This window comes from Mycobacterium sp. Panama NTM2 (assembly GCF_054355555.1).
The window spans coordinates 3,918,213-3,940,843 of the sequence record NZ_CM135953.1 but is presented as its reverse complement, the minus strand read 5'-3'; the positions used below and the strand labels follow the sequence as shown (position 1 = coordinate 3,940,843).

Here is a 22,631-nt window from a genome sequence, read left to right as displayed (position 1 = left end):
GAGCCATGACGATGTCGACCTACAGGGCCGCGGCGGCGGCCGCCGGGACTGCGCTGATGCTGCTGCTGAGCGGATGTAGCGATACGGGCCAGGACAGTGCCGGCCCGACGACCAGCGCACACGGCGACGACGGCCACGACCACGGCTCGATGACGCACAGCGCCGATCCCGCCGCCGATCCCGCCGCCGACCACAACGACGCCGACGTGTCCTTCGCCGCCGGCATGGTGCCCCACCACGAGCAGGCGATCGTCATGAGCGACATCATCCTGGGTAAGCAGGGCATCGATGCCCGCGTCGTCGAGCTGGCCAACCAGATCAAAGCCGCCCAGGGCCCCGAGATCGCGACCATGCAGCAGTGGCTCACCCAGTGGGGTGCCCCGCCGATGAACCACGAGGGCCACGACATGACCAGCATGGGCATGATGACCGACCAGCAGCTCGACCAGCTGCGGCAGGCTCAGGGCACCGATGCGGCGCGCCAGTTCCTCACCGGCATGATCGCCCACCACGAAGGCGCGGTGCGGATGGCGCAGACGGAACTCGACGACGGTGAGGCGGCAGACGCCAAGCAGCTGGCACAGAGCATCATCGACACCCAGCAGCGCGAGATCGCGACGATGAAACAAATCCTCGGATCGCTCTAGGCATGCGTGTGCTCGTCCAGCGGGTGACCTCGGCGCGCGTCACGGTCGCGGGGGAGGTCGTCGGCGAGATCACACCCGCGACGCAGGGGTTGCTCGCGCTGGTCGGGATCACCCACGACGACGATGCCGCTACCGCCGTCAAACTGGCCGAAAAGCTGTGGCAAATGCGGATTCTCGACGACGAGAGATCTGCGGCCGACATCGGCGCACCGATCTTGGTCGTCAGTCAATTCACGCTGTACGGCAACACCACCAAGGGCCGCCGGCCGACGTGGAACGCGGCGGCACCGGGTGCGGTCGCCGAGCCGCTGGTCGATGCGTTCTGCGACGCGCTGCGCGCTGGAGGCGCAGAAGTTCAGACCGGTGCGTTCGGCGCCGACATGTCCGTCGAACTCGTCAACGACGGCCCCGTCACCGTGATGCTGGAGCTGTAGAGCAGTCACTGCGCGGTGGTGACCTGCACCCCTTCCGACGGCTGCACGATCACGAATCCGTTGCCGTAGAACGAGACCTGCACGGCTTCGCCCGAGCCTCGCCCGATCAGCGCGCCGGCCTTGAAGCTCGTCTTCAGCTGGGTCTGCAGATTGGCCGACCAGGCGACGACGGCGTTGGTGTCGGCGAACGTGGGCGCTTCTGCGGCGTTGAGCACCACCGGCGGTCCGTCGGTGGTCAGCGCGACCCACCCGGTTCCGCGCAACGTGGTGTTGAACAGGCCGCCGGTCGCGATGCTGCCGCCTTTGACGCGTTCGATGTTCCAGTCGAGGCTCGACGAGAACGCCAACACATTCTTCCCGCTGATGGACAGGCCCGAGTTCGTCAGGTTCAGCAGGTGGACGTCGTAGGCGCGCTCGGCGAGGAAGACATCGCCCTGCCCGGCGCAGCGCATCAGCGGCAGGCCCTCGCCGGTCAGCGCCTTCTTGATGAAGCGGGAGGCGCCGCCGCCTTCGAACGAGAAGTCGACGTTGCCCTGATAGGCGACCATCGAGCCTTGCCGTGCCATGAACGGCTCGCCCAGGCGAACGCGCAACAGTTTGGCGTTCTGGTTGCCGATCGCCTTCGCTTCCTTCTCGCTGAACCGTCCGTCGACGAGATCGCCACTGATGCCGGCGAATCCGCCGTCACCGACGGGCTGGGCCTGCATCTGGGCCTGCGCCTGCGGTGGCTGCTGGCCGAGCGGCGCCCGCATCACCTGCCCGCCCGCCGACACCTGGTCGGTCCACTGCTGCCCGTCGTGCCACCGATAGTCGTACCGACCCTCGGGATCGGGCTGCCACGTGCCGGGTCCGGGTGCGCTCATGCGCCTCACCCTAGTGCCGTTCGCCGACGGTGAACCCCGTTCCTGTGAGGTCGTAACGGTGTAATTATGTAATCATGAGACACCATCCACACAAGAGAGCCGGCCGCTCCGGAGGCTGGCAACAGGCCGATCAACCCGATGCCCGCGACGCCGCCGAATGGTTCGCCGGACGACTGCCCGAGGAGTGGTTCGCCGGTGACCCCGAGGTCATCGTCGACCGCGAAGAGATCACCGTCATCGGACGTCTTCCCGACGTCGACGGCGACAACCCCGAGAGCGAGGCCCGCGCCTCCGGACGGGCCGCACGTTTCCGCGAGCAGACCCGCGCGGAACGCATGCACATCGCCGACGAAGCCGAGGCGCGCTACGCGCGCAAGGTGTCCTGGGGTGTGACCGTCGGTGACGAGCGAATCCTCTTCACCCACATGGCGGTTCCGGTGATGACGCGGCTGCGTCAAAGCGAGCGCCAGGTGCTCGACACGCTGGTCGACGCGGGCGTGGCACGGTCGCGTTCCGACGCGCTGGCCTGGTCGGTGCGCCTGGTCGGCGAGCACGCCGACGAGTGGCTCGGCAAGCTGCGCGACGCGATGCGTGAGGTCGACGACCTGCGGGCGCAGGGGCCGCAGGTCACCCAGACCGACTAGGCCGAGATCATCGTCCAGTAGGCGCCGCGGCGAGCCATCAGCTCGTCGTGCGTGCCCTGCTCGACGATGCGGCCCGCGTCTATCACCAGGATCAGGTCGGCGTCACGGATCGTCGACAGTCGATGCGCGATCAGGAAACTCGTGCGACCCCGGCGTAGTGACGTCATGGCGTGCTGGATCAGCACTTCGGTGCGGGTGTCCACCGAGCTCGTCGCCTCGTCGAGAATGAGGAGCCGAGGCTGGGCCAGGACTGCCCGCGCGATCGTGATCAGTTGGCGCTCACCGGCACTGATGTTCGTGCCACCGTCGGCGATGCGGGTCTCGTAGCCGTCGGGCAGTGTGTGGACAAAGCGGTCCACGTAGGCCGCGGTGGCGGCCTCGATCACCTCGTCGCGGTCGGCATCGGGCCGTCCGTAGGCGATGTTGTCGTACACCGTGCCGGCGAACAGCCAGGTGTCCTGCAGCACCATGCCGATGCGGGCGCGCAACGCGGACCTGCTGACGGTGGTGATGTCGACACCGTCGAGCAGGATCTGTCCCGCGTCGACGTCGTAGAACCGCATCAGCAGGTTCACCATCGTGGTCTTGCCGGCCCCGGTGGGTCCCACGATCGCGACCGTGGTGCCCGGCTCCACGACCAGACTCAGGTCCTCGATCACCGGCGCGTCGGGCCGGTAACCGAATCGGACGTCGCGGAACTCGACGCGGCCGCTACGAGATCCCGCGGCCGGCAGTTCCCGGTCCGGCGCCTGCGGCTCCTCGTCGGCGTCGAGCAGCTCGAAAACCCGCTCGGCGCTGGCGATCCCCGACTGCAGTGTGTTGTACATGCCGGCGATCTGGGTCAGCGGCTGGTTGAACTGCCGCACGTACTGGATGAACGCCTGGATCCCGCCGAGAGTGATCTGGCCGGTGGCGACCTGGATTCCGCCCACCACCGCGACGGCCACATAGCTGAGGTTGCCGACGAAAACCGTCGCAGGAGACACCAGGCCGGAGAGGAACTGCGCCCCGAAGCTCGCGTGGTAGACGTCGTCGTTGAGCTCGGCGAACTGCCTCTGAGCCGCGGCGCGGTGGCCGTAGGTGGTGACGACCGTGAAGCCGCTGTAGGTCTCCTCGATGTGGGCGTTCAGCTTTCCGGTGTTGGTCCACTGAGCGATGAACAGGCGCCGGGATCGCCCCGCGATCGACCGGGTGATCCACAGCGACAGCGGCACGGTCACCACCGTGAACAGCGTCAGCAGCGGTGAGATCGTCAGCATCATTACCAGCACGGCGAACACGGTCAGCACCGAGGTGAGCAACTGGGTGATCGACATCGACAACGACTGGGCGAGGTTGTCGATGTCGTTGGTGACCCGGCTGAGCACTTCCCCGCGCTGCCGGGTGTCGAAGTATCGCAGCGGCAGCCGGTGGATCTTGTCCTCCACGTCGGCGCGCAACGCCACCATCGTCTTCTGCACCACGATGTTGAGCAGCAGCGCCTGGAGCCAGACCATCAGCGCCGCAACCAGGTACAGGCTCAAAGCCAGCGCCAGAGTGCGGGCCACCGCACCGAAATCGACGCCCTGGCCCGGGACCACGTTCATCCCGGACAGCAGGTCGGCGAAGGTGGTGTCACCACGCGCGCGGGCCGCGTCGATCGCCTGCTCCTTGGTCGACCCGGCGGGCAACCCCCGGCCCACCACACCGTTGAACAGCAGATCGGTGGCGTGGCCGAGGATGCGCGGCCCGACGACGCCGACCGCGATGCCGCCGATCCCGAGCAGGATCACCGCTACGGTCAGGCCCCGCTGAGGCGTCAACCTCGAGAGCAACCGCAGGGCCGACGCGCGGAAGTTCCTCGAACGGGCCTGCGGGGGTTCGTTCATCCGCATCGAGCGGCCCAGCGGTCCGCTCACGGCGTCCCGACCGACTGTGAATCCGCGAACTCGCGGTAGGCCGTGCACCCGGCGATCAGGTCGTCGTGGGTGCCGGCGCCGACGACGCGGCCGTCGTCGACCACGACGATGTGGTCGGCTTCGGCGATCGTCGAGATACGTTGTGCGACAACGATCACCGTGGCGTCGACGGACACCTCGCGCAGCCGCGCGCGCACCGTGGCGTCGGTGTGCACGTCGAGCGCAGAGAACGCGTCGTCGAACAGGTAGATCGCCGGGTCGCGGATGACGGCGCGCGCGATCGCCAGCCTCTGACGCTGGCCTCCGGAGAAGTTCATGCCGCCCTGGGCGACGCGCTGCTCCAGACCGTCGGGGTGCGCGGCGACGAAGTCCTCGGCGGCCGCGACGCGCAACGCCGCCCACATCTGGTCGTCGGTCGCGTCGGAGCGCCCGAAGCGCAGGTTCTCGGCGATCGTGCCGGCGAACAGGTACCCGCGCTGCGGCACCAATCCGATCGCCGCCCACAGTGTTTCGATGTCCATGTCGCGAACGTCGACACCGTCGACCAGGACCGCCCCGTCGGTCACGTCGTAGAGCCGGCAGACCAGGGAGATCAGCGTCGACTTTCCCGATCCCGTCGAGCCGACGATCGCGGTCGTCGCCCCCCGCCGGGCTGTCAACGAGATGTCCTGCAGCACCGGGCGGTCGGCGCCGTCGTAGCAGAAGGTGGCGCCTTCGAAACGGACCTCCCCGCGGATGCGCTCGGGCGTCACCGGCCGGGCCGGGCTGACGATGGTCGGCTGTGTCGCGAGCACCTCGGTGATGCGTTCGGCACACGCGGAGGCGCGGGGGATGATCACCAGGATGAACGTCGCCATCAACACCGCGACGAGGATCTGCATGAAGTACGACAGGAACGCGATCAAAGAGCCGACCTGCATCTGGCCGGCATCGATTCGATGGCCGCCGAACCAGATCAACGCCACGCTCGAGACGTTGATCACGAGCGTGGTGACCGGCAGCATCAACGCCTGCCACCGGCCGGCTTCGAGTGCGGCGTCGGCCAGCGCCGTGTTGGCCGCGGCGAATCTGGTGCGCTCGTAGGGCTCGCGCGCGAACGCGCGCACCACCCGCAGACCCGTCAGCTGTTCCCGCATCACCCGGTTGATCCCGTCGATGAGGCGTTGCAGCCGGCGGAAGATGGGCAGCAAATGCGAGACGATCCAATAGTTGGCCAGCGCCAGCACCGGGACGCTGATGAGCAGCAGCCAGGACAGCCCCGCGTTCTGGTGGACGGCCATCGCGATGCCGCCGATGCACATGATCGGCGCGGTGATGAGCATCGTCGCGGTCAGCTGCACCAACAGCTGGATTTGCTGGACGTCGTTGGTGGTGCGGGTCAGCAGCGACGGTGCGCCGAACCGCGCGGTCTGCTCGGCGGAGAACCCGGTGACGTGGCCGAAGACCACCGACCGCAGATCGCGGCCGACGCCCATGCTCGCGCGTGACCCGAAGTAGACGGCGCCGACGGCGCACACCACCTGGCCGGCGGTCACCCCGAGCATCACCATCCCCAGCTCGACGATGCGACGCAGGTTCCCCCGGGCGACCCCGTCGTCGATGATCGCGGCATTGATCGTCGGCAGATACAGCGTGGCCACGGTGCTGACGAGCTGGAGGGCTGCCACCACCGCGAGGAGCGGGCGGTACGGCCGGGTGTGCCGGCGGAGCAGGCCCCAGAGCATCCCGCTACTGTCGCACACCCCGCGATCGGGGCCCCTGTCCGGCGCGGTACCTGAGAATACTGTGAATTCCCAGGTCAGTCGGCCTGTCGGTGGTTGACCCCAAACCCTGCCGCTACAGTGCATGGCGTGACCCGCAGCCCCCGCAGAATCCGACGGCCCGCGAAAGCGCTCGCCGTTGCTGCCGCGGCCGTGCTTCCGGTGCTGGCCGGGTGTTCGCAAGACCAGCCCACCTCGCCGACGGTGCCGTCGACGGATGCGCCGTCCGCGGCCGCCAAACACGGCCCGTTCTTCCCGCAGTGCGCAGGCATCAGCGACGAAGAGATCATGAAGCAGACACAGGTCCCCGGTCTGGTCAACACCGCGACGAACTCCGCGGGCTGTCAGTGGTTGATGAACGGCAGCATCGTCGGCCCGCACTTCTCCTTCACGTGGTTCCGGGGCAGCCCGATCGGGCGCGAGCGCAAGACCGAGGAGCTCTCGCGCACCAGCGTCGAGGACATCAACATCGAGGGTCACGACGGGTTCATCGCCTCCAACGAGGATCCGATCCTGGGTGTCAACCTGTGCGAGATCGGCATCGGCTTCGACGACGACTTCATCGAGTGGTCGATCAGCTACGCGCAGAAGCCGTTCCCGGACCCGTGTGATGTCGCCAAGGAACTCACCCGCCAATCGATTGTGAACTCCAAATGAGCGTTCGACGGGGACGAACAGCGGCCGTAGCCGGTATGACAGCGCTGGTGTTGCTGACCGGGTGCACGCAGACGGTCGAGGGCACGGCGGCCAAGTCGGGTGCCGGCGATGTGCCCCGTAACAACAACTCTGAGCGCCAGTACCCCAACCTGCTCAAAGAGTGCGACGTGCTGACCCAGGACATCCTGGCCCAGACGGTCGGTGCCGACCCGCTCGACATCCAGAGCACGTTCGTCGGCGCGGTGTGCCGCTGGCAGGCGGCCAATCCCGCAGGGCTGGTGGACATCACGCGGTTCTGGTACGAGCAGGGTGATCTGGAGAACGAACGCAAGACCGCCCAGCAGCTCAACTACCAGATCGAGAACCGGTCGATCGCGGGCATCCAGTCCTTCGTGATGCGGCCCAACGACCCCAACGGCGCCTGCGGCGTGGCCAGTGACGCCGCGGGTGTGGTGGGCTGGTGGATCAATCCGCAGGCGCCCGGCATCGACGCGTGTGGCATGGCGATCAAGCTGATGGAGCTCACACTCGCCACCCGCGCCTGACTTTCAGTACGCCCAAACCGACGTTCGGGCGGGAAAGTGCGAGTAGACGTAACCATTTCGTCCATCTCGGCGCGGCTACCGCGGAATGTGGAAGTCGGCCAGCTCCGCGCCGCCCACCTCGAGCTCCACCCACGGCCCGGCGACGCGCAGCACCGCGATCGCCGACGTAGGGTACTTCGCCGAGATCCTCTGCCCGGCTTCGCCGTTGGCGCTCTCCTCGGTGGCCAGGCTCAGTGCCAGCGATGACATCACCGGCTCGTGTCCGACCACCAGCAGCGTCGCGATGTCGCCGGAGACCCCGTTGATCTCCTCGATGACGATGCCCGGGCTCGCTTCGTAGAGCCGATCGGAGAACGTCGCCGGCGCGGTGATGCCGCTGCGCTCCAGCGTCTGGCGAGTCCTCGTCGCCGACGAACACAACACCGCGTCGACCGCTCCGACGTTGCCGCGGAGCCATTCCCCTGCCAGCTCCGCCTCGCGTTGCCCGCGGGGCGCCAGCGGCCGCCGGTGATCCGACACCCCGTCGGGATAGTCCGATTTGGCGTGCCGCATCAGCACCAGCGTGCGCGTTCTGTCGCTCATGGGAGATAACCGTAGGCCATCTCGGTGCGCATCCCCGGACTTGTCGGCGGCCCGCCCTAGACTTCCGATGCACTCGCCACGAGCCCGCCGGAAACGAGGAAAGGACGGTCATCCGCATGCGATTCCTGCACACCGCTGACTGGCAGCTCGGCATGACGCGGCACTTCCTCAGCGGTGAGGCGCAGCCCCGCTACTCGGCGGCCCGCCGGGCAGCGGTCACCGCGCTGGGGCCGCTGGCGGCCGAGACCGGTGCCGAGTTCGTGGTGGTCGCCGGCGACGTGTTCGAACACAACCAGCTCGCGCCGCGTGAGGTCAGCCAGTCGCTGGAGGCCATGCGCGGCATCGGTGTGCCGGTCTATCTGCTTCCCGGCAACCATGATCCGCTCGATGCGGCGTCGGTGTACACCAGCGCGCTGTTCACCGCAGAACGCCCCGACAACGTCATCGTGCTCGATCGCCCCGGGGTGCACGAGGTGCGGCCGGGTCTGGAGCTGGTCGCCGCGCCGTGGTCCTCGAAGTTCCCCACCACCGACCTCGTCGGCCAGGTGCTCGACGGGCTGCCCGCCGACGGGGTGACACGCATCGTCGTCGGGCACGGCGCGGTCGACATCCTGGTGCCGGACAAAGACCGGCCGTCGTTGATCGCGCTGGCACCGGTGGAGAGCGCGATCGCACGCGGTGCGGTGCACTATGTGGCGTTGGGCGACAAGCACTCTGTGTTCGACGTCGGGTCGTCCGGCCGCATCTGGTACTCGGGGTCGCCCGAGGTGACCAACTTCGACGACGTCGAGCCGAAGCCGGGTCATGTACTGGTGGTCGACGTCGACGAGACGGCCCCGCACCGTCCGGTGCGCGTCGATCCGCGCCCCGTCGGCACGTGGCGCTTCCTCTCACTGCGCCGCGACGTCGACGACAGCCGTGACGTCACGGACCTCGACATCAACCTCGATCTCATGCCGGACAAGGACCGCACGGTGATCCGGCTCGGTCTGACCGGCTCGTTGACCGTCACCGACAAGGCGGCCCTCGATCTGTGCCTGGACCGCTACGCCCGCCTGTTCGCCGCGCTGATCCCGTGGGATCGGCACACCGACATCGCGGTGATGCCCGCCGACGGCGAGTTCGACGATCTGGGCATCGGCGGGTTCGCCGCCGCTGCGGTGCAGGAGCTGGTGTCCACGGCTCGCACCGCCGGTGAGGACGCCGAGGACGCCCGCGCCGCGCTGGCTCTGCTGTTGCGCCTGACCGAGGGAGGGGCGGCATGAAGCTGCACCGGCTGACGCTGACCAATTATCGCGGAATCACCCACCGCGACATCACCTTTCCCGACAGCGGCGTGATCGTGATCAGCGGAGCCAACGAGATCGGCAAGTCGTCGATGCTCGAGGCGCTCGACCTGCTGCTCGACGCCAAGGACCGCTCCACGAAGAAGGACGTCAAGCAGGTCAAGCCCACCCACGCCGATGTCGGTGCCGAGGTGACAGCTGAGATATCTACCGGCGCTTACCGATTCGTCTACCGCAAGCGGTTCCACAAAAAGCCCGAAACCGAGCTGACTGTCCTGGCGCCGCGGCGCGAACAGCTCACCGGCGACGAGGCGCACGAGCGGGTGCGCGCCATCCTCGCCGAGACGGTCGACCTGGACCTGTGGCAGGCGCAGCGGGTGATCCAGGCGGCATCGACGTCGGCGACCGAGCTCTCGGGATGCGATGCGCTGTCGCGTGCCCTCGATGTCGTCGCCGGCGAGGTCGACGACGACACCACCGCGGGCGCCGGCCCTGCCGATGCCCTGCTGGTCGACCGCGTCGAGGAGGAGTACCGGCGCTACTTCACCGCCACCGGCCGGCCCACCGGAGAGTGGCTGGCTGCCATCAACCGGCTCACGGCCGCCGACGACGACGTGGCCCGCTGCGCCGCGGCGATCGCCGAGGTCGACGAGGCGGTCCGCCGGCATGTCACGCTGACCGCTGATCTCGAGACGCTGACGTGTGAAAAGGACAGTGCAGCAATTGAATTGGCCGCTGCTCAGGAGGCCGCCGACACGGTGGCGGCGCTGACGGCCCGGCTCGAGCAGGCACAGGCCCGCGCGGAGGCAGCCGCATCGACCCACGCCGCGTCCCTGGCGACGCTCACCGAGCGGCGACGCACCCGCGCCGAGGTCGACGACCGGATCGCGGCCGTCGCACGCCTACGCGCCGACGCCGACGCGGCCGCCGAGGATGCGGACACCGCCCGCGAGATGCGGGTCGCCGCGGATGACACCGTCGCGAAGGCGAAAGCAGATCTGCAGCGGTGCAAGGACCGTGTCGACTCCGCCCACGCCGCGGTGGCACTGCTCGCCGACCGGGAGGAGGCGGACAAGCTCACCGCGCGCATCGCCACCATCGAGCGGCACCAGCGTGAACTCGACGCCATCCGCCGCGAGCTCGCACGAATCACGGTGACCCCGGAGTCGATGACGGGACTCGAGAAAGCCGCGGCAGCGGTCGAGCGTGCGGCGGCGGCGGTCGAACAGACCTCGGCCCGCATCGAGGTCGTCGCGGCGGCGGATGTGGATGTCGCGATCGACGGGGCGCCGGTGCCGCTGGCAGCCGGCCAGACGTGGACGACGTCGGTGTCGGGTACGACGGGCATCGACCTGCCCGGAGTGCTCGCGGTCCGGGTGATCGCGGGTGCGACGGCAGCCGATACCCAGGCCGCCCTCGACCGTGCGCAAGAGATGCTGGACCGCGCTCTGCACGCGGTGGGGGCGCCTGACCTCGAGTCGGCGCGGGCACTCGATACCCGCCGCCAGGAGCTGGCAGCGAGCAGCAAGCAGATCACCGCGGTGCTCGAGGCGCTCGCCGCCGACGACTCCGTCGAGATCCTGCGATCCCGGTTGGCTGCGGTGCAGGCGCGCGTGCCCGCCGACGGCGGGCTGTTCGACGCGGACTCGGCCGGGAGCCCGCTCGATCCGAAGGCGCAGCGGCTGGAGTTGGTGGAAGCGACCGCAGCACACCAGCAGGCGTTGCGCGACTGCGAGACCCACGTCAAGGTCGCCGAGGCCGCCGCGGCGTTGCTCGCCGAGCGGGAGATGCGCGGGGCGCGGCTGGCGGAGAAGCTCGCAGTGATGACCGAAGAGCTGGCCGCCGCCCAGAAGCGGCTCGCGGAGGCGCGAGCTGCGGTCAGCGACGACGAGCTGGCCGTCACGGTGCAGTCCCACGCCGAGGCGGCTGCCGCGGCGCAGGCCGCAGTCGACGGGCTCAGGCAGGAGCTGGCGAGCCAACAGCCCGACGTGGTCAGCGCGCGGGTCGCCGAGGCGCGCCGCGCCGCGGCAGGGGCGGTCGCTCGCTGCGACGACGTGGCCGAGGCGCTGCGCGACGTCGCCGCCCAGCTGAAGGTCGTCGGCACCGAGGGCCGCAAGGGTCGGCTCGACGCCGCGGAGAGCGAGCGTGAACGGGCCGCCGCCGACCACGAGCGGGTGCAGCGCAGGGCGCGCGCGGCACAACTGCTGCGCAGCGTGATGGGCCGACACCGCGACGCGATGCGATCGCGCTATGTCGATCCGTTCCGCGGCGAGGTGGAACGCTTGGGGCGCATCGTCTTCGGCGACACGTTCGAGGTCGACGTCGACAGCGAGCTGCGCATCGGGCACCGGACGCTGTCCGGGCGCACGGTGCCGTACGACTCGTTGTCCGGCGGCGCCAAGGAACAGTTGGGCATCGTGGCCCGGCTGGCCGGCGCGGCGCTGGTCGCCAAGGACGACACCGTGCCGGTGGTGATCGACGACGCGCTCGGCTTCACCGATCCCGATCGTCTGACCCGGATGGCCCAGGTGTTCGACGCGGTGGCCGGCGACGGGCAGGTGATCATTTTGACGTGCAGTCCGCAGCGTTACGCCGGGGTGCGGTCAGCGCGCCACATCGAATTGGCCTCCTGAGCGGGCGCTCGACCACTCGATCAGAAGTAGGCGTTGGCCGGAAGTGCGGTGCCGTGCAACAGGTTCTGACCGATCGCGCGGGCTTTGAGCCCGACCGGGTTGTGCAGCGTGATCGTGCGGATGTTGCGCCAGTGCCGGTCCAGGTTGCGGCTGCGGCTCGCCGCGCTGGCCCCGCCGAGTTCGAGCAGACGCGTCGCGGCCTCCGGAGCCACGGCGTCCAGGTGCACTTTGACCTTGGCGACTTGGAGCTGCGCCTCGGTCGCGAGCACGGCGTCGGGCACGCGATCCTCGCCGTAGGAGTCGGTGGCCGCGCCGATCGCAGCGGCCGCGTCCAGCACCGCCGCCCGGGCGATCGCCGCGGTGCTGGCGATCTCACCGAGCTGGCGCTGCAGCAGCGGGTCGTCGATGGGTCGTTCGGTCACCGCGTGGCTGAAGCTGCGCTCGCGCGAGCGCAGCAGCGCCACCCCGTCGTCGACCACCGACTCCAGGATCCCGGCGACCACCGCATGGATGAACAGCTGCAGCGAGGCGTACTGCACCGTCGGCTGGGGCTCCGCGTCGTAGGGCGTGTCGCTGAGCACCTCGTCCTGCGACACCGCGACATCGGTGAACACGGTCGTGCCGGTACCGGTGCGGCGCTGCCCGAAGCCGTCCCAGTCGTCGATGATCTGCACACCGGGCCGGTCGGCGGGCACCACGACGGTGGCCACCGAGTCGTGGTCGGTGGTGGCCGTGACGGTCAGGTAATCGGAGAACAGCGTGCCGGTGCTGTAGAACTTCGTCCCGTCCAGCCGGTAGCCGCCCTCGGCGGGCAGCAGCCGGGTGTTGAACACCAGGCTGCCGACCGCCTGGGCGCCCTTCTCACTGAATGCGTTGCCGAAGGTCTTGCCTCGGGCCACCGTCGAGAGCCACGCTGCCGAACGCGGATCGGCGCCGTCATGGTGGGTGCGCAGTCTCTCCTCCACGAACCAGAAGTGCGTCCGGAAGATGTGCGCCACGATCGGGTCGGCACGCGCCACGTCGATGACGGCCGAGAACAGTTGCGGCACCGTCAGTCCGGGGCCGCCGAATGACGCGGGCAGCCGCAGTGTGCCGAAGCCGGCCCGCTTCAGGGCCGCCACCTGGTCGACGGGGTTCTCGTCGTGGCGGTCGCGGTCGGCGGCGCCGGCGGCGATGTCGCGCAGCAGCGCGGCGAAGTCCTCGGAGTCGGGCAGCAGGGCGGTGAGGTGATCGACGGAGGTCATGACCGTGATGTGTACCGATGCGCGATCGGTATGCCACTGCTTTCGCTCAGCTCGAACCGAACCTCGACCCGAACCGCAGCCGGAATGGCCGGCCCTGAGCGCCGGGGGCACAATGGGCCCTGATGACGATGAACGCCAAGCGGCGGCGCACGCACGCCAAGCTGGCCGCGCTGCCGGGCGTGCGGCCGGTCCGGCGGCCGACAGAGGCGAACGGCGCACACGGCGGCACCGGCGAGTTCGACGTGTATTACGTGCGTACCGGGCGTAAGTCGACGCATCCGTTGCTGATCATCCCGGGCGGTCCGGGGGCCGCGTCGGTCGCCCTGTACCGCTCATTTCGCCGGCGTGCGGCGCTCGCCGGGCTGGACGTGATCATGGTCGAGCACCGGGGTGTCGGGCTGTCCCGGCACGACGACGCCGGCCACGATCTGCCCCCCGAAGCGCTGACGATCCGCGCCGTCGTCGACGACCTCGCCGCGGTGCTCGACGACGCCCACGTCGACAAAGCCATCGTCTACGGCGCCTCCTACGGCACTTACCTGGCCGCCGGTCTGGGCGTATCCCACCCGGAGCGCGTGCACGCGATGGTGCTGGACTCTCCACTGCTGTCGGCCGGCGACATCGCCGAGGTGCGAGCCCAGACGCGCCGCGTCCTGTGGGACGGGACCGAACCGGGGACGGCGGAGTTGGCGGCCAAGGTGCGCCGGCTGGTGCAGGGCGGCGTGGTGACGAGCAAGGACGCGCAGCTCATCGGAGACGTGTACGGCGTCGCCGGTCCGGAGGTGCTGTGCCGGCAACTGGACCTCCTGCTCACCGGACACGACTGGCTGTGGGCGGCCGTCGGCTTCGGTGAGCGCAACCTGCTGGAACGCAAGACGCCCTATCAACACGAGCCCGACCTCGTCGAGCGCATCGCCTACCGCGAGTTGAACTACGGTGCCGAGCCAGACGGCCTTCCCCTGGACCCGGCTGTCGCGCTGCGCGAGATGGCGCTCGGGGACGTCGAATTCGTCGCCGAGCCCTACGATCTGGCCTCGGCGATGCCGCACTTCCGGTGGCCGACCGCGGTGCTCTCCGGCGGTCGCGACCTCACCACGCCCCCGGGGATCGCCCAGCGGGTCGCCGGCCTCATTCCCGACGCGGTGCTCGTCGACCTCCCCACCGCCGGGCACAGCATGCTCGACACCCGCGAGCACGCCGCACTGCAGGTGTGCCGGGCGGCCGCCGCCGGTCAGATGGCCGAACTGGCCTCGCGCGGAACGGGACTGGATGCGCTGCCGGCCAACCTGACGATCCGGCTGCTGGTCGGCGCGATCCGACTGGCCGCCCGCGCGGAGGGCACGGTGCCCGACGTGCTGCCGCGCGCGGTCCGGCAGGTCACTGCTTCATGAAGCCGATCGCGCTGTAGTTCAGGTCACCGATGCCGGCGGGGCCGTAGTTGGCCAGTGTGGCCCGGACCGCGACGTTGCCGGCGGCTTGGAACAGCGGCAGGCTGTGCACTTCCTGCCAGATCATCGTGTCCAGCTCGTTGGCCAGGGTGCGGGCCTTGGCCGGGTCCAGCTCGGACAGCGTCTGGTCGATCTTGGCGTCGATCTCGGGGCTGCCGATCTTGCCGTAGTTGCTCTCGCCGGCAGACGCATATGCCTGGGTGAGGCTGGACAAGGCGAAAGCATCGCCGCCCCAGGCGAATTGGACGATGTCGAAGTTGCCGGGGGTGACGAATTCGGTGAACAGCTTGCCGCCTGCGGCGGGCACCAGCTGCAGGTCGACACCGATCTGGGAGAGGTTGTTCTGCGCGATCTGCCCGATCTGACCCGTGCTCTGCGCGTCGTAGTACACGTCGCGGATGGTCAACCGTCGGCCGTCCTTCTCCCGGAACTGGCCGTTCTGCCGCCAGCCCAGCGCGTCGAGTTCTCTCTTGGCGGCTTCTGGGTCGAAGGGAATGCTGTTGTCCTGGTAGCCCTCCTGGCCGGCCAGATAGATGTGGTTGTTCAGCGGGACGGGCTTGTCGACGAGGCCGTTCTGGGCGACGGTGACGATGGCCTGCCGGTCGATGCCCTTGGCGACGGCCATCCGCAGCTTCGGATCGGCGAGGATCGAGCCGGGCGCCCCGTTGAACGTCATGTGGTACCACTGCGCGGACGGGGCACGGCGCATCGCGATGCCCGGCGCGGAGCGGGTGGTTTTCAGCTCGTCGAGTGTGGCGACACCGCTGGCGTCGATCGAGTTGTTCAGCAGCGCAGGGATGCGGGCCGCGTCGTCCAGCACGGTGTAGCTGATGGAATCCAGCAGCGGGGGAGTGCCCCACCATTTCGGGTTGCGGCCCAACGTGATCCGTTGGGCGCCGCGGTCGATGTTGGTGATGATGAACGGGCCCGCGGTGGGCGGCGGGCCGTCCCGGAAGCCGGTGTTGAACGCTTCCGGCGTACCGGTCATCTCTTTCGGGAACAGCATGCCGTTACCCGCGAACAGGCCTTTCCAGTCGGCGTAATGCTTGGCGAAGGTGACGATCGCCTGCCGGTCGTCGACACCCTTGGTGACGGAGCCGACACGCTCTGCACCGTTGGGGGACGCGAACAGGTACCGCTTGTCCTTACCGCTGGTCGCGTTCACCTGCGCCGCGATGTCCTCCCACGTGATCGGCCTGCCGTTGCTCCACACCGCTTTCGGGTTGATCGTGTAGGTGACCACCTGCGGATCGGTACCCGTCAACTCCACGTTGGTGAAGTAGTCGCTGTTGACGGTCATCTCCCCGTTGGGCTTGATGAAGAACGCGCGCGGCAGCATCGTCTTGTACATCGCGCCGATCTCGCCCAGGTTGCCGTCGATGTGCAGGTTGTTGAAGTTGGCCGGGAAGCCGGTCAGCGCCAGCCGCAGCGTGCCGCCCTGCTGCAGCGTGGTGGGGTCCTGCGGGTTGATGTCGGCGGTGCCGCCCAGCTCGGCGCTGCCGCCCGCCGACGGGGCCGGTTCCTGCGAACCCGAGCATCCGGTGAGCACCAGGATGCCGACGAACCCGAGACAGAGCAGACGCAGCAGGAGGTTCATGCGGACAGACTCTAACCGGGCGGGCGCGGAACCGCGGCCAGCAATCGCCGCGTGTACTCGTCGCGAGGGTTGCCGAAGACATCCTCGCTGGTGCCCTGCTCGACGATCCGGCCGCGGTGCATCACCGCGACGTCGTGGGCCAGGTGTTTGACCACCGAAAGGTCGTGCGAGACGAACAGGTATGCCAGCCCGAAGCGGTCCTGAAGGTCGAGAAGCAGATTGATGATGCCGGCCTGGATCGACACGTCGAGCGCCGACACGGGTTCGTCGAGCGCCAGGATCTTCGGGTGCAGCGCCAGCGCGCGGGCGATGCCGATGCGCTGCTTCTGTCCGCCGGAGAATTCTGCCGGATAGCGGGCGGCGTCCTCGCGACGCAAGCCGACGAGCGTCAGCAACTCGGCCACCCGGTCGGCGATTGCACTCTTGTCAGAGCCGTTGGCCTGCAAAGGCTCTGCGAGAACTTCGGACACCGGCAGTCGCGGATCCAGGGAGGCGACCGGATCCTGGAACACCACCTGCAGATCGCCGCGCAGTGCGCGGCGTGCCCGGCGGTCCAGTGACGCGACGTCGGCGCCGAGCACCTCGATGCTGCCCTGCTGCGGCGCGGTCAACCCCAGGATCTGGTGCAGAGTGGTCGATTTTCCCGAGCCGGATTCGCCGACGATGCCGAGCGTGCGGCCTTGCCGCACCGTCAGGTCGACACCGTCGACAGCACGGACCTCGCCGACCCGGCGCCGCAACACCACGCCCTTGGTCAGCGGGAACGTCTTCACCAGACCGCGCACCGACACGACGACCGGCGCCTCGGGGTCGGTCGCGCCGGGCGACCCGGTGCTGACGCGAAAGATGTCGGCCGCGCTGCGGCCGGTGACCTCCTCGTGCCGGATGCACGCGACGGTGTGGTCCGGCCCGACAGGGGTCAGCTCCGGTTCGGCCGCGCTGCATTCCGCGACGGCCAGCGGGCAGCGCGGGGTGAACGGGCACCCGGGGGGCAGTGTGGACAGTGACGGAGGAGCGCCCGGGATCGGCACCAGCCGAGCGCCCTGCGGGGCATCCAGTCGTGGCACCGACCCCAAAAGGCCTGCGGTGTAAGGCATTCGGCGTCGGGCGTAGAGGTCTGCGACCGGCGCGGTCTCGACGGCGCGGCCGGCGTACATGACCAGTGCGCGGTCGGCGAACTCGGCGACGACGCCGAGGTCGTGGGTGATGATCAGCACGCCCGCGCCGGTGACGTCGCGCGCGGTGCGAAGCACCTCGAGGATCTGCGCCTGGACGGTCACGTCGAGCGCGGTCGTGGGTTCGTCGCAGATCAGCAGGTCCGGATCGTTGGCGATCGCGATCGCGATCACCACCCGCTGGCGCTCCCCGCCGGAGAGTTCATGGGGGAACGCCGCCGCCCGCTGGGCGGGCTGCGCGATGCCGACTAATTCGAGCAGTTCCACCGCGCGGGCGCGGGCGGCGTGGCGGCTCACGTCGCGGCGGTGGATGCGGATCGCCTCGGCGATCTGGTCGCCGACCGTGTAGACCGGGATCAGCGACGACATCGGGTCCTGGAAGACGGTGCCGATCCTCGCGCCGCGGATGCGCGACATCTCCGCATCGGATCCGGTGAGCAACTCGGAGCCGTGCAAGCGCACCGACCCGGACACCTCGGCGTACTCGGGCAGCAGGCCGACCACGGCCATCGCGCCTGCTGACTTGCCCGCCCCCGATTCACCGACCAGCGCCACGACCTCACCGGCGGCGACGTCGTAGTCCAGGCCGCGCACCGCGGCCACCCGTTCGGTGTCGGTGGGGAAGGTGACGGTCAGGTCCCGTACCTGTAGCAGGGTCATCGGCGTGACCTCAGACGGAGCCGTCCGGCCGGGCGCGCGCCCGGATCCAGCGCGTCGCGCAGGCCGTCTCCGATGAGGTTGGCGCACAACACGATCACCACCAGCACGCCTGCGGGGAACAGGAACACCCACGGGAACGTCGTCACCGAGCCGGTGCCCGCCGCGATCAGCGTGCCGAGTGACACGTCGGGCGGCTGCACGCCGAAACCGAGGAAGCTCAGGCCGGTCTCGGCGAGGATCGCGACGCCGACGTTGAGCGTGGTGTCGATGATCAGGATGGACGCGACGTTCGGCACGATGTGGCGGGCGATGATCCGCGTGTTGCTGACCCCCATGTAGCGTGCGGCGGCGACGAATTCGCGATCACGCAGGCTCATCGCCAGGCCACGCACCATGCGGGAGCTGATCATCCAGCTGAACGCGGCCAGCAGCACGATCAGCCACAGCACCGTTCCGGCGCCCCGCGTGCTCGGCGTCACGATCGCGATCAGGATGAACCCCGGCACCACGAGCAGCAAGTCGACGAACCACATCAGCACGGTGTCGCGCCAGCCGCCGAAGTATCCCGCGACGGCGCCGACGGTCGCAGCCACGAGCGTGGAGATCACGGCCACACAGACACCGATCACCATCGATTTCTGCATCCCCCGCAGCGTCTGGGCCAGCAGGTCCTGGCCGAGCGCGTTGGTGCCGAACCAGTGCTGCGGCGACGGCGGCTGCTGCAGCGCGTAGTAGTCCAGGTCGGTGTAGGAGTAGGGCAGCAGCGGCGGCAACGCCCAGCAGCTCACGAACAGCACGATCAGCACCACGACCGACACCATCGCGGGCCGGTTGCTCCGGAAGCGACGCCACACCAGGGTGCGCCGTGACACGAAGTCCTGTGTGGTCACGAGGCACGCACCCGGGGGTCGAGGGCGGCGTAGAGCACGTCGGAGAGCAGACCGCCCAGCAGGATCGTCGTGCCGGAGAACACCGTGAAGGCGACCACGATGTTGGTGTCCTGGGCGGCGATGCCCTGCACGAACCACTCACCCATGCCGTGCCAGCCGAAGATCTTCTCGACGAACACTGCGCCGGTCACCAGACCGCTGATGCCGTAGGCGAACAGCGTCGCCATCGGGATCAGCGCCGTGCGCAACCCGTGCCGGAACAGTGCCTGGCGCCGCGTCAATCCCTTGGCCCTGGCGGTGCGGATGAAGTCCTGGCCCAGCACGTCGAGCATCGCATTGCGTTGGTAGCGGCTGAAACCCGCGATCGAGGCCAGCGCCAGCGTCGCGGTCGGCAGCACCAGATGCTGCAGCCGGTCCACGAACTGGTTCCAGCCGCCGCCGACCGCGTCGGTCGAGGTCTCGCCGGTGTACTCGAACAGCTGCACGCCGAGCACCGAGTTGACCTTCAACGCAGCCAGGATCAGCAGGTTGGCCACCACGAACGTCGGGGCGCTGATGATGAGCAGTGACACCATGGTGATCACGCGGTCGGACAGCCGGTACTGCCGGACGGCGCCCCACGCGCCCACGACGACTCCGATGATCGTGCCGAGCACCGAGCCGATGATCACCAGCCGCAGGCTCACCCCGACCCGGCGCCACAACTCGTCGGTCACCGGCTGGCCCGTCACGGTGGTGCCGAAATCGCCGCGCACCGCCCCGGACACCCAGTGGGCGTACCGGACCGGGATCGGTTGATCGAGGCCCAGTTCCGCGGCTTTGGCGTCGATGACGGCCTGCGGCGGGCGGGGGCTGCGTTCGAGCAGGCTGTCCAGCGGATGGAACGTCAGCGAGGTCAGGGTGAACGCCAGGAAAGAGGCCAGCGCCAGCAACACCAGGTAGTTGAGCAGCCGCCGCGTCAGGAAGCGGGTCATCCGGCGGGTCCGCCTCGGTGCTGCACTCGCACAGGCTATGGGATCGCGGGGCCTCCGACAGGGCGGCCCTCCGGCGCGCCGGGGTGCGACATGTCGACCATGAACGGTCCCGGGTGGTGCCCGCCACCGCGCGCGGCATGGATCGCCGCGCCGCCCACCCCGCCGATCACCGCCGCGATCGCGACCGCGGCCGCGATCTCGCGGACTCGCCGCCGACGAGGCTCGGGCTCGGGGGTCGCCCACGCTCCGTCGTCGAGGGCGGCTGCTGATTCGGTCATGGGTCCAGGATGACCGGTTCAGATGAGTGCCGGCTGTGTGTTCGCTTCACAGCAGGCGCATAGCTTCGGCACAGCCGCGCCCCACGGACGGCGCCCATAATGGAGCGCGTGACCTCATCGACCAGCGACATCGACGCCGCGCGGGTGATGATGCGCCGCGCCGACGGAAGCCCGGTGCACGTGCTCGTCGTCGACGACGAACCGGTGCTGGCCGAGCTGGTGTCCATGGCGCTGCGTTACGAGGGGTGGGAGATCTCGACCGCCGGCGACGGCGCCACCGCGATCGCGACGGCGCGCGACAACCCACCGGATGTGGTCGTCCTCGACGTGATGCTGCCCGACATGAGCGGTCTGGACGTCCTGCACCGGCTGCGAGAGCAGATCCCGGGCCTGCCGCTGCTGCTGCTCACCGCCAAGGATTCGGTGGAGGACCGCATCGCCGGACTGACCGCCGGCGGCGACGACTACGTCACCAAACCGTTCAGCATCGAAGAGGTCGTCTTGCGGTTGCGGGCGCTGCTGCGTCGCACCGGGGTCAGCACGGAGGCGGCCGGAGCGACGATCGTGGTCGGCGATCTGGTGCTCGACGAGGACAGTCACGAGGTCACCCGCGCGGGCGAGCCGATCACGCTGACCGCCACGGAGTTCGAACTGCTGCGGTTCATGATGCGCAATGCCAAGCGGGTGCTGAGCAAGGCACAGATCCTGGACCGGGTGTGGAGCTACGACTTCGGTGGACGGTCGAACATCGTCGAGCTGTACGTCTCGTATCTGCGCAAGAAGATCGACAGTGGCCGGGAGCCGATGATCCACACGCTGCGCGGCGCCGGGTATGTCCTCAAGCCCGCGCGCTGACGGGCAGACCGCCACGCGGGGCAGTGTTCTCGCACCTCGGACCTGGTCGCTGCGCGTACGGCTGATCGTCACCCAGATGGTGCTGCTGGCCGTCGTCATCGCCGGCATCGGGGCCGCCACCGAATTCGCGCTGCAGCGGTTCCTGTCCCACCAACTCGACGAACAACTCGTCGAGGCCGGTCGGCGCTCGGCGGCGATCTTCGATCTGCCCCCGCCGGTGTTCACGCCGGGCACTCCGGGCTGGGAGGACCGCCGGCGGTTCGACCCCGAGGCCGGTCCCGGCCCCGGCTTCCTCAACGCGCCCGGCCAGGCCACCCGCACCGTCGGCGCCGTCGTCACGCCCGGGCGCGGTATCGACGCCGGGGTCATCACCGCAGACGGTTCGCGCTCGACGGTCACCGACGCGGCCGCCGCGCAGTTGGCCGTCGTGCCGCCCGATCGCACGCCGCGCACGGTCACTCTCGACGGCTTGGGTCGCTACCGTGTCATCGGGCTGCACGATCGCCGCGCCGGGTCTCAGACGATCGTCACCGGGCTGCCGCTGTCCGTGGTCGACGACACCCTGCTGTGGGTCCTAGCCATGTTCTGCGTCGCTGCCGTGCTCGCGTTGATCGCGGCCGCCTTCGCGGGCATCGCGATCGTCCGACGGCAACTGGCGCCCCTGTCCCGGGTGGCGTCGGCGGCGCGCGAGGTGGCCGACCTCGAGCTCGACCGCGGCGAGGTCGACCTGCCGACCCCGATCGTCGCGGTCGACCCGGCCGCCGCGCACACGGAGGTGGGACGGCTCGGCTCGGCGCTGAACCGGATGCTCGACAGGATCGCGGGCGCGCTGTCGGCGCGCCACGCCAGCGAAACCCGGATCCGCCAGTTCGTCGCCGACGCGAGCCACGAGCTGCGCACCCCGCTCGCCGCGATCCGCGGGTACACCGAGCTCGCGCAGCGCAGGCGCGCCGAGCTGCCCGACGACGTCGCGCACGCGATGAACCGCGTGGAGTCCGAGACCGAGCGCATGACCCGCCTCGTCGAGGACATGCTGCTGCTCGCCCGGCTGGACGCGGGCCGCCCGCTCGAGCGCGAGCCCGTCGACCTGACCCGACTGGTCGTCGACGCGGTCAGCGACGCCCACGTCGCCGGGCCCGACCACGAGTGGGAGCTCGACCTGCCCGACGAACCGGTCGCGGTGCCGGGCGACGAGGCCAGGCTGCACCAGGTGCTGGCGAACCTGCTGGCCAACGCGCGCATTCACACGCCAGCGGGCACCACCGTCACGACGTCGCTGGTAGCGACAGCCGATGACGTGGTGCTGACCGTCGTCGACGACGGCCCGGGCATCCCGGCTTCCCTGCAGCCAGAAGTCTTCGAGCGCTTCGCGCGTGGCGATTCCTCGCGGTCGCGCCGCGGGGGCAGCACCGGTCTCGGGCTGGCGATCGTGGCCGCCGTGGTGCGGGCCCACGACGGGACCATCGTGGTGCGCAGCATCCCCGGGCGCACCGAGTTCGTCGTGACTCTTCCTGTGGATTTACAGCCAAGGCACAGCGGAGACCAATCGGGCGCCTAGCGG

20 protein-coding genes are annotated in these 22,631 nt (G+C 69.3%); 10 read left to right on the top strand and 10 right to left on the bottom strand.

From position 1 onward, the window contains the following. The first annotated feature begins 5 nt into the window (after window positions 1–5). Together ACXYX3_RS18685 and dtd are read left to right on the top strand one after the other, a co-directional pair. On the top strand, window positions 6–647 hold the full coding sequence (locus ACXYX3_RS18685; RefSeq protein WP_458608571.1) for a DUF305 domain-containing protein: 642 nt from the start codon (window positions 6–8) through the stop codon (window positions 645–647). Between the two features lie 2 nt (window positions 648–649). Next, window positions 650–1,081, top strand: coding sequence for a D-aminoacyl-tRNA deacylase (gene dtd, locus ACXYX3_RS18680; protein ID WP_458608570.1), 432 nt, complete (start codon window positions 650–652; stop codon window positions 1,079–1,081). 5 nt (window positions 1,082–1,086) lie between these two features. Here the strand turns inward: dtd and ACXYX3_RS18675 are convergent, their stop codons facing one another. After that, the gene (locus ACXYX3_RS18675; RefSeq protein ID WP_458608569.1) at window positions 1,087–1,944 is read right to left on the bottom strand and encodes an AIM24 family protein; all 858 of its coding nucleotides are present in this window, start codon (window positions 1,942–1,944) and stop codon (window positions 1,087–1,089) included. A 74-nt stretch (window positions 1,945–2,018) separates the two neighbouring features. Here ACXYX3_RS18675 and ACXYX3_RS18670 point away from each other — a divergent pair, with 74 nt between their 5' ends. After that, window positions 2,019–2,588: a hypothetical protein gene (locus tag ACXYX3_RS18670; protein ID WP_458608568.1), complete on the top strand. Its 570-nt coding sequence runs from the start codon at window positions 2,019–2,021 to the stop codon at window positions 2,586–2,588. On the opposite strand, the gene ACXYX3_RS18665 is transcribed toward ACXYX3_RS18670, so the two are convergent. After that, a complete protein-coding gene (locus ACXYX3_RS18665; protein WP_458608567.1) occupies window positions 2,585–4,486 on the bottom strand; it encodes an ABC transporter ATP-binding protein in 1,902 nt (633 codons plus the stop codon). The two genes, ACXYX3_RS18670 and ACXYX3_RS18665, sit on opposite strands and share 4 nt — an antisense overlap. Further along, window positions 4,483–6,210 (bottom strand): ABC transporter ATP-binding protein, encoded by a 1,728-nt coding sequence (locus ACXYX3_RS18660; protein ID WP_458608566.1) that lies wholly within the window; start codon window positions 6,208–6,210, stop codon window positions 4,483–4,485. Before ACXYX3_RS18660 ends, ACXYX3_RS18665 begins: the two co-directional genes overlap by 4 nt. Window positions 6,211–6,327: 117 nt before the next feature. Here ACXYX3_RS18660 and ACXYX3_RS18655 point away from each other — a divergent pair, with 117 nt between their 5' ends. Further along, window positions 6,328–6,903 (top strand): DUF3558 domain-containing protein, encoded by a 576-nt coding sequence (locus tag ACXYX3_RS18655; RefSeq protein ID WP_458608565.1) that lies wholly within the window; start codon window positions 6,328–6,330, stop codon window positions 6,901–6,903. Continuing rightward, window positions 6,900–7,448, top strand: a complete 549-nt coding sequence (locus ACXYX3_RS18650; RefSeq protein WP_458608564.1) for a DUF3558 domain-containing protein — start codon at window positions 6,900–6,902, stop codon at window positions 7,446–7,448. The genes ACXYX3_RS18655 and ACXYX3_RS18650 overlap by 4 nt, the downstream gene beginning before the upstream one ends. 75 nt (window positions 7,449–7,523) lie before the next feature. Here the strand turns inward: ACXYX3_RS18650 and ACXYX3_RS18645 are convergent, their stop codons facing one another. Further along, a complete protein-coding gene (locus ACXYX3_RS18645) occupies window positions 7,524–8,030 on the bottom strand; it encodes a SixA phosphatase family protein (RefSeq protein ID WP_458608563.1) in 507 nt (168 codons plus the stop codon). A gap of 116 nt (window positions 8,031–8,146) precedes the next feature. Here ACXYX3_RS18645 and ACXYX3_RS18640 point away from each other — a divergent pair, with 116 nt between their 5' ends. Both ACXYX3_RS18640 and ACXYX3_RS18635 read left to right on the top strand, forming a co-directional pair. Further along, window positions 8,147–9,295, top strand: a complete 1,149-nt coding sequence (locus ACXYX3_RS18640; RefSeq protein WP_458608562.1) for a metallophosphoesterase family protein — start codon at window positions 8,147–8,149, stop codon at window positions 9,293–9,295. Beyond that, window positions 9,292–11,949, top strand: coding sequence for an AAA family ATPase (locus ACXYX3_RS18635; protein ID WP_458608561.1), 2,658 nt, complete (start codon window positions 9,292–9,294; stop codon window positions 11,947–11,949). Before ACXYX3_RS18640 ends, ACXYX3_RS18635 begins: the two co-directional genes overlap by 4 nt. A 20-nt stretch (window positions 11,950–11,969) precedes the next feature. Here ACXYX3_RS18635 and ACXYX3_RS18630 read toward each other — a convergent pair whose 3' ends face one another. Beyond that, window positions 11,970–13,193 carry an acyl-CoA dehydrogenase family protein gene (locus ACXYX3_RS18630; protein ID WP_458608560.1) on the bottom strand — a complete coding sequence of 408 codons (1,224 nt, stop codon included), beginning with the start codon at window positions 13,191–13,193 and terminating at the stop codon, window positions 11,970–11,972. 122 nt (window positions 13,194–13,315) lie between these two features. Between ACXYX3_RS18630 and ACXYX3_RS18625 the strand changes: the two genes are divergently transcribed. Then, window positions 13,316–14,584, top strand: a complete 1,269-nt coding sequence (locus tag ACXYX3_RS18625) for an alpha/beta hydrolase (protein ID WP_458608559.1) — start codon at window positions 13,316–13,318, stop codon at window positions 14,582–14,584. Here the strand turns inward: ACXYX3_RS18625 and ACXYX3_RS18620 are convergent. From ACXYX3_RS18620 to ACXYX3_RS18600, 5 genes are read right to left on the bottom strand one after another with little or no spacing between them, the layout of a single operon-like run. Beyond that, on the bottom strand, window positions 14,571–16,238 hold the full coding sequence (locus ACXYX3_RS18620; RefSeq protein ID WP_458608558.1) for an ABC transporter family substrate-binding protein: 1,668 nt from the start codon (window positions 16,236–16,238) through the stop codon (window positions 14,571–14,573). The genes ACXYX3_RS18625 and ACXYX3_RS18620 overlap by 14 nt on opposite strands. An 11-nt stretch (window positions 16,239–16,249) precedes the next feature. Continuing rightward, entirely contained in the window at window positions 16,250–18,073 is a 1,824-nt protein-coding gene (locus ACXYX3_RS18615; RefSeq protein ID WP_458608556.1) for a dipeptide ABC transporter ATP-binding protein, read from the bottom strand. Beyond that, complete coding sequence (locus tag ACXYX3_RS18610) at window positions 18,070–18,963, bottom strand: ABC transporter permease (protein ID WP_458608555.1); 894 nt, start codon at window positions 18,961–18,963, stop codon at window positions 18,070–18,072. Before ACXYX3_RS18610 ends, ACXYX3_RS18615 begins: the two co-directional genes overlap by 4 nt. After that, window positions 18,960–19,937, bottom strand: coding sequence for an ABC transporter permease (locus tag ACXYX3_RS18605; protein ID WP_458608554.1), 978 nt, complete (start codon window positions 19,935–19,937; stop codon window positions 18,960–18,962). The genes ACXYX3_RS18610 and ACXYX3_RS18605 overlap by 4 nt, the downstream gene beginning before the upstream one ends. 35 nt (window positions 19,938–19,972) lie before the next feature. Beyond that, window positions 19,973–20,215 (bottom strand): hypothetical protein, encoded by a 243-nt coding sequence (locus ACXYX3_RS18600; RefSeq protein ID WP_458608553.1) that lies wholly within the window; start codon window positions 20,213–20,215, stop codon window positions 19,973–19,975. A gap of 150 nt (window positions 20,216–20,365) precedes the next feature. On the opposite strand from ACXYX3_RS18600, the gene ACXYX3_RS18595 reads away from it, so the two are divergent. Continuing rightward, the gene (locus ACXYX3_RS18595; RefSeq protein WP_335329209.1) at window positions 20,366–21,070 is read left to right on the top strand and encodes a response regulator transcription factor; all 705 of its coding nucleotides are present in this window, start codon (window positions 20,366–20,368) and stop codon (window positions 21,068–21,070) included. Beyond that, a complete protein-coding gene (locus ACXYX3_RS18590; RefSeq protein ID WP_458608552.1) occupies window positions 21,048–22,628 on the top strand; it encodes a sensor histidine kinase in 1,581 nt (526 codons plus the stop codon). The genes ACXYX3_RS18595 and ACXYX3_RS18590 overlap by 23 nt, the downstream gene beginning before the upstream one ends. Window positions 22,629–22,631: the final 3 nt, after the last annotated feature.

Excerpts from the sequence above, each read along its gene's own strand:
- ACXYX3_RS18645 (WP_458608563.1), bottom strand. The coding sequence starts at position 8,030 with ATGAGCGACAGAACGCGCACGCTGGTGCTGATGCGGCACGCCAAATCG.
- ACXYX3_RS18640 (WP_458608562.1), top strand. The coding sequence starts at position 8,147 with ATGCGATTCCTGCACACCGCTGACTGGCAGCTCGGCATGACGCGGCAC.
- ACXYX3_RS18630 (WP_458608560.1), bottom strand. The coding sequence starts at position 13,193 with ATGACCTCCGTCGATCACCTCACCGCCCTGCTGCCCGACTCCGAGGAC.
- ACXYX3_RS18650 (WP_458608564.1), top strand. The coding sequence starts at position 6,900 with ATGAGCGTTCGACGGGGACGAACAGCGGCCGTAGCCGGTATGACAGCG.
- ACXYX3_RS18685 (WP_458608571.1), top strand. The coding sequence starts at position 6 with ATGACGATGTCGACCTACAGGGCCGCGGCGGCGGCCGCCGGGACTGCG.
- ACXYX3_RS18605 (WP_458608554.1), bottom strand. The coding sequence starts at position 19,937 with ATGACCCGCTTCCTGACGCGGCGGCTGCTCAACTACCTGGTGTTGCTG.
- ACXYX3_RS18625 (WP_458608559.1), top strand. The coding sequence starts at position 13,316 with ATGACGATGAACGCCAAGCGGCGGCGCACGCACGCCAAGCTGGCCGCG.
- ACXYX3_RS18615 (WP_458608556.1), bottom strand. The coding sequence starts at position 18,073 with ATGACCCTGCTACAGGTACGGGACCTGACCGTCACCTTCCCCACCGAC.
- ACXYX3_RS18595 (WP_335329209.1), top strand. The coding sequence starts at position 20,366 with ATGCGCCGCGCCGACGGAAGCCCGGTGCACGTGCTCGTCGTCGACGAC.
- dtd (WP_458608570.1), top strand. The coding sequence starts at position 650 with ATGCGTGTGCTCGTCCAGCGGGTGACCTCGGCGCGCGTCACGGTCGCG.
- ACXYX3_RS18600 (WP_458608553.1), bottom strand. The coding sequence starts at position 20,215 with ATGACCGAATCAGCAGCCGCCCTCGACGACGGAGCGTGGGCGACCCCC.
- ACXYX3_RS18620 (WP_458608558.1), bottom strand. The coding sequence starts at position 16,238 with ATGAACCTCCTGCTGCGTCTGCTCTGTCTCGGGTTCGTCGGCATCCTG.
- ACXYX3_RS18660 (WP_458608566.1), bottom strand. The coding sequence starts at position 6,210 with ATGCTCTGGGGCCTGCTCCGCCGGCACACCCGGCCGTACCGCCCGCTC.
- ACXYX3_RS18590 (WP_458608552.1), top strand. The coding sequence starts at position 21,048 with ATGTCCTCAAGCCCGCGCGCTGACGGGCAGACCGCCACGCGGGGCAGT.
- ACXYX3_RS18635 (WP_458608561.1), top strand. The coding sequence starts at position 9,292 with ATGAAGCTGCACCGGCTGACGCTGACCAATTATCGCGGAATCACCCAC.
- ACXYX3_RS18675 (WP_458608569.1), bottom strand. The coding sequence starts at position 1,944 with ATGAGCGCACCCGGACCCGGCACGTGGCAGCCCGATCCCGAGGGTCGG.
- ACXYX3_RS18670 (WP_458608568.1), top strand. The coding sequence starts at position 2,019 with ATGAGACACCATCCACACAAGAGAGCCGGCCGCTCCGGAGGCTGGCAA.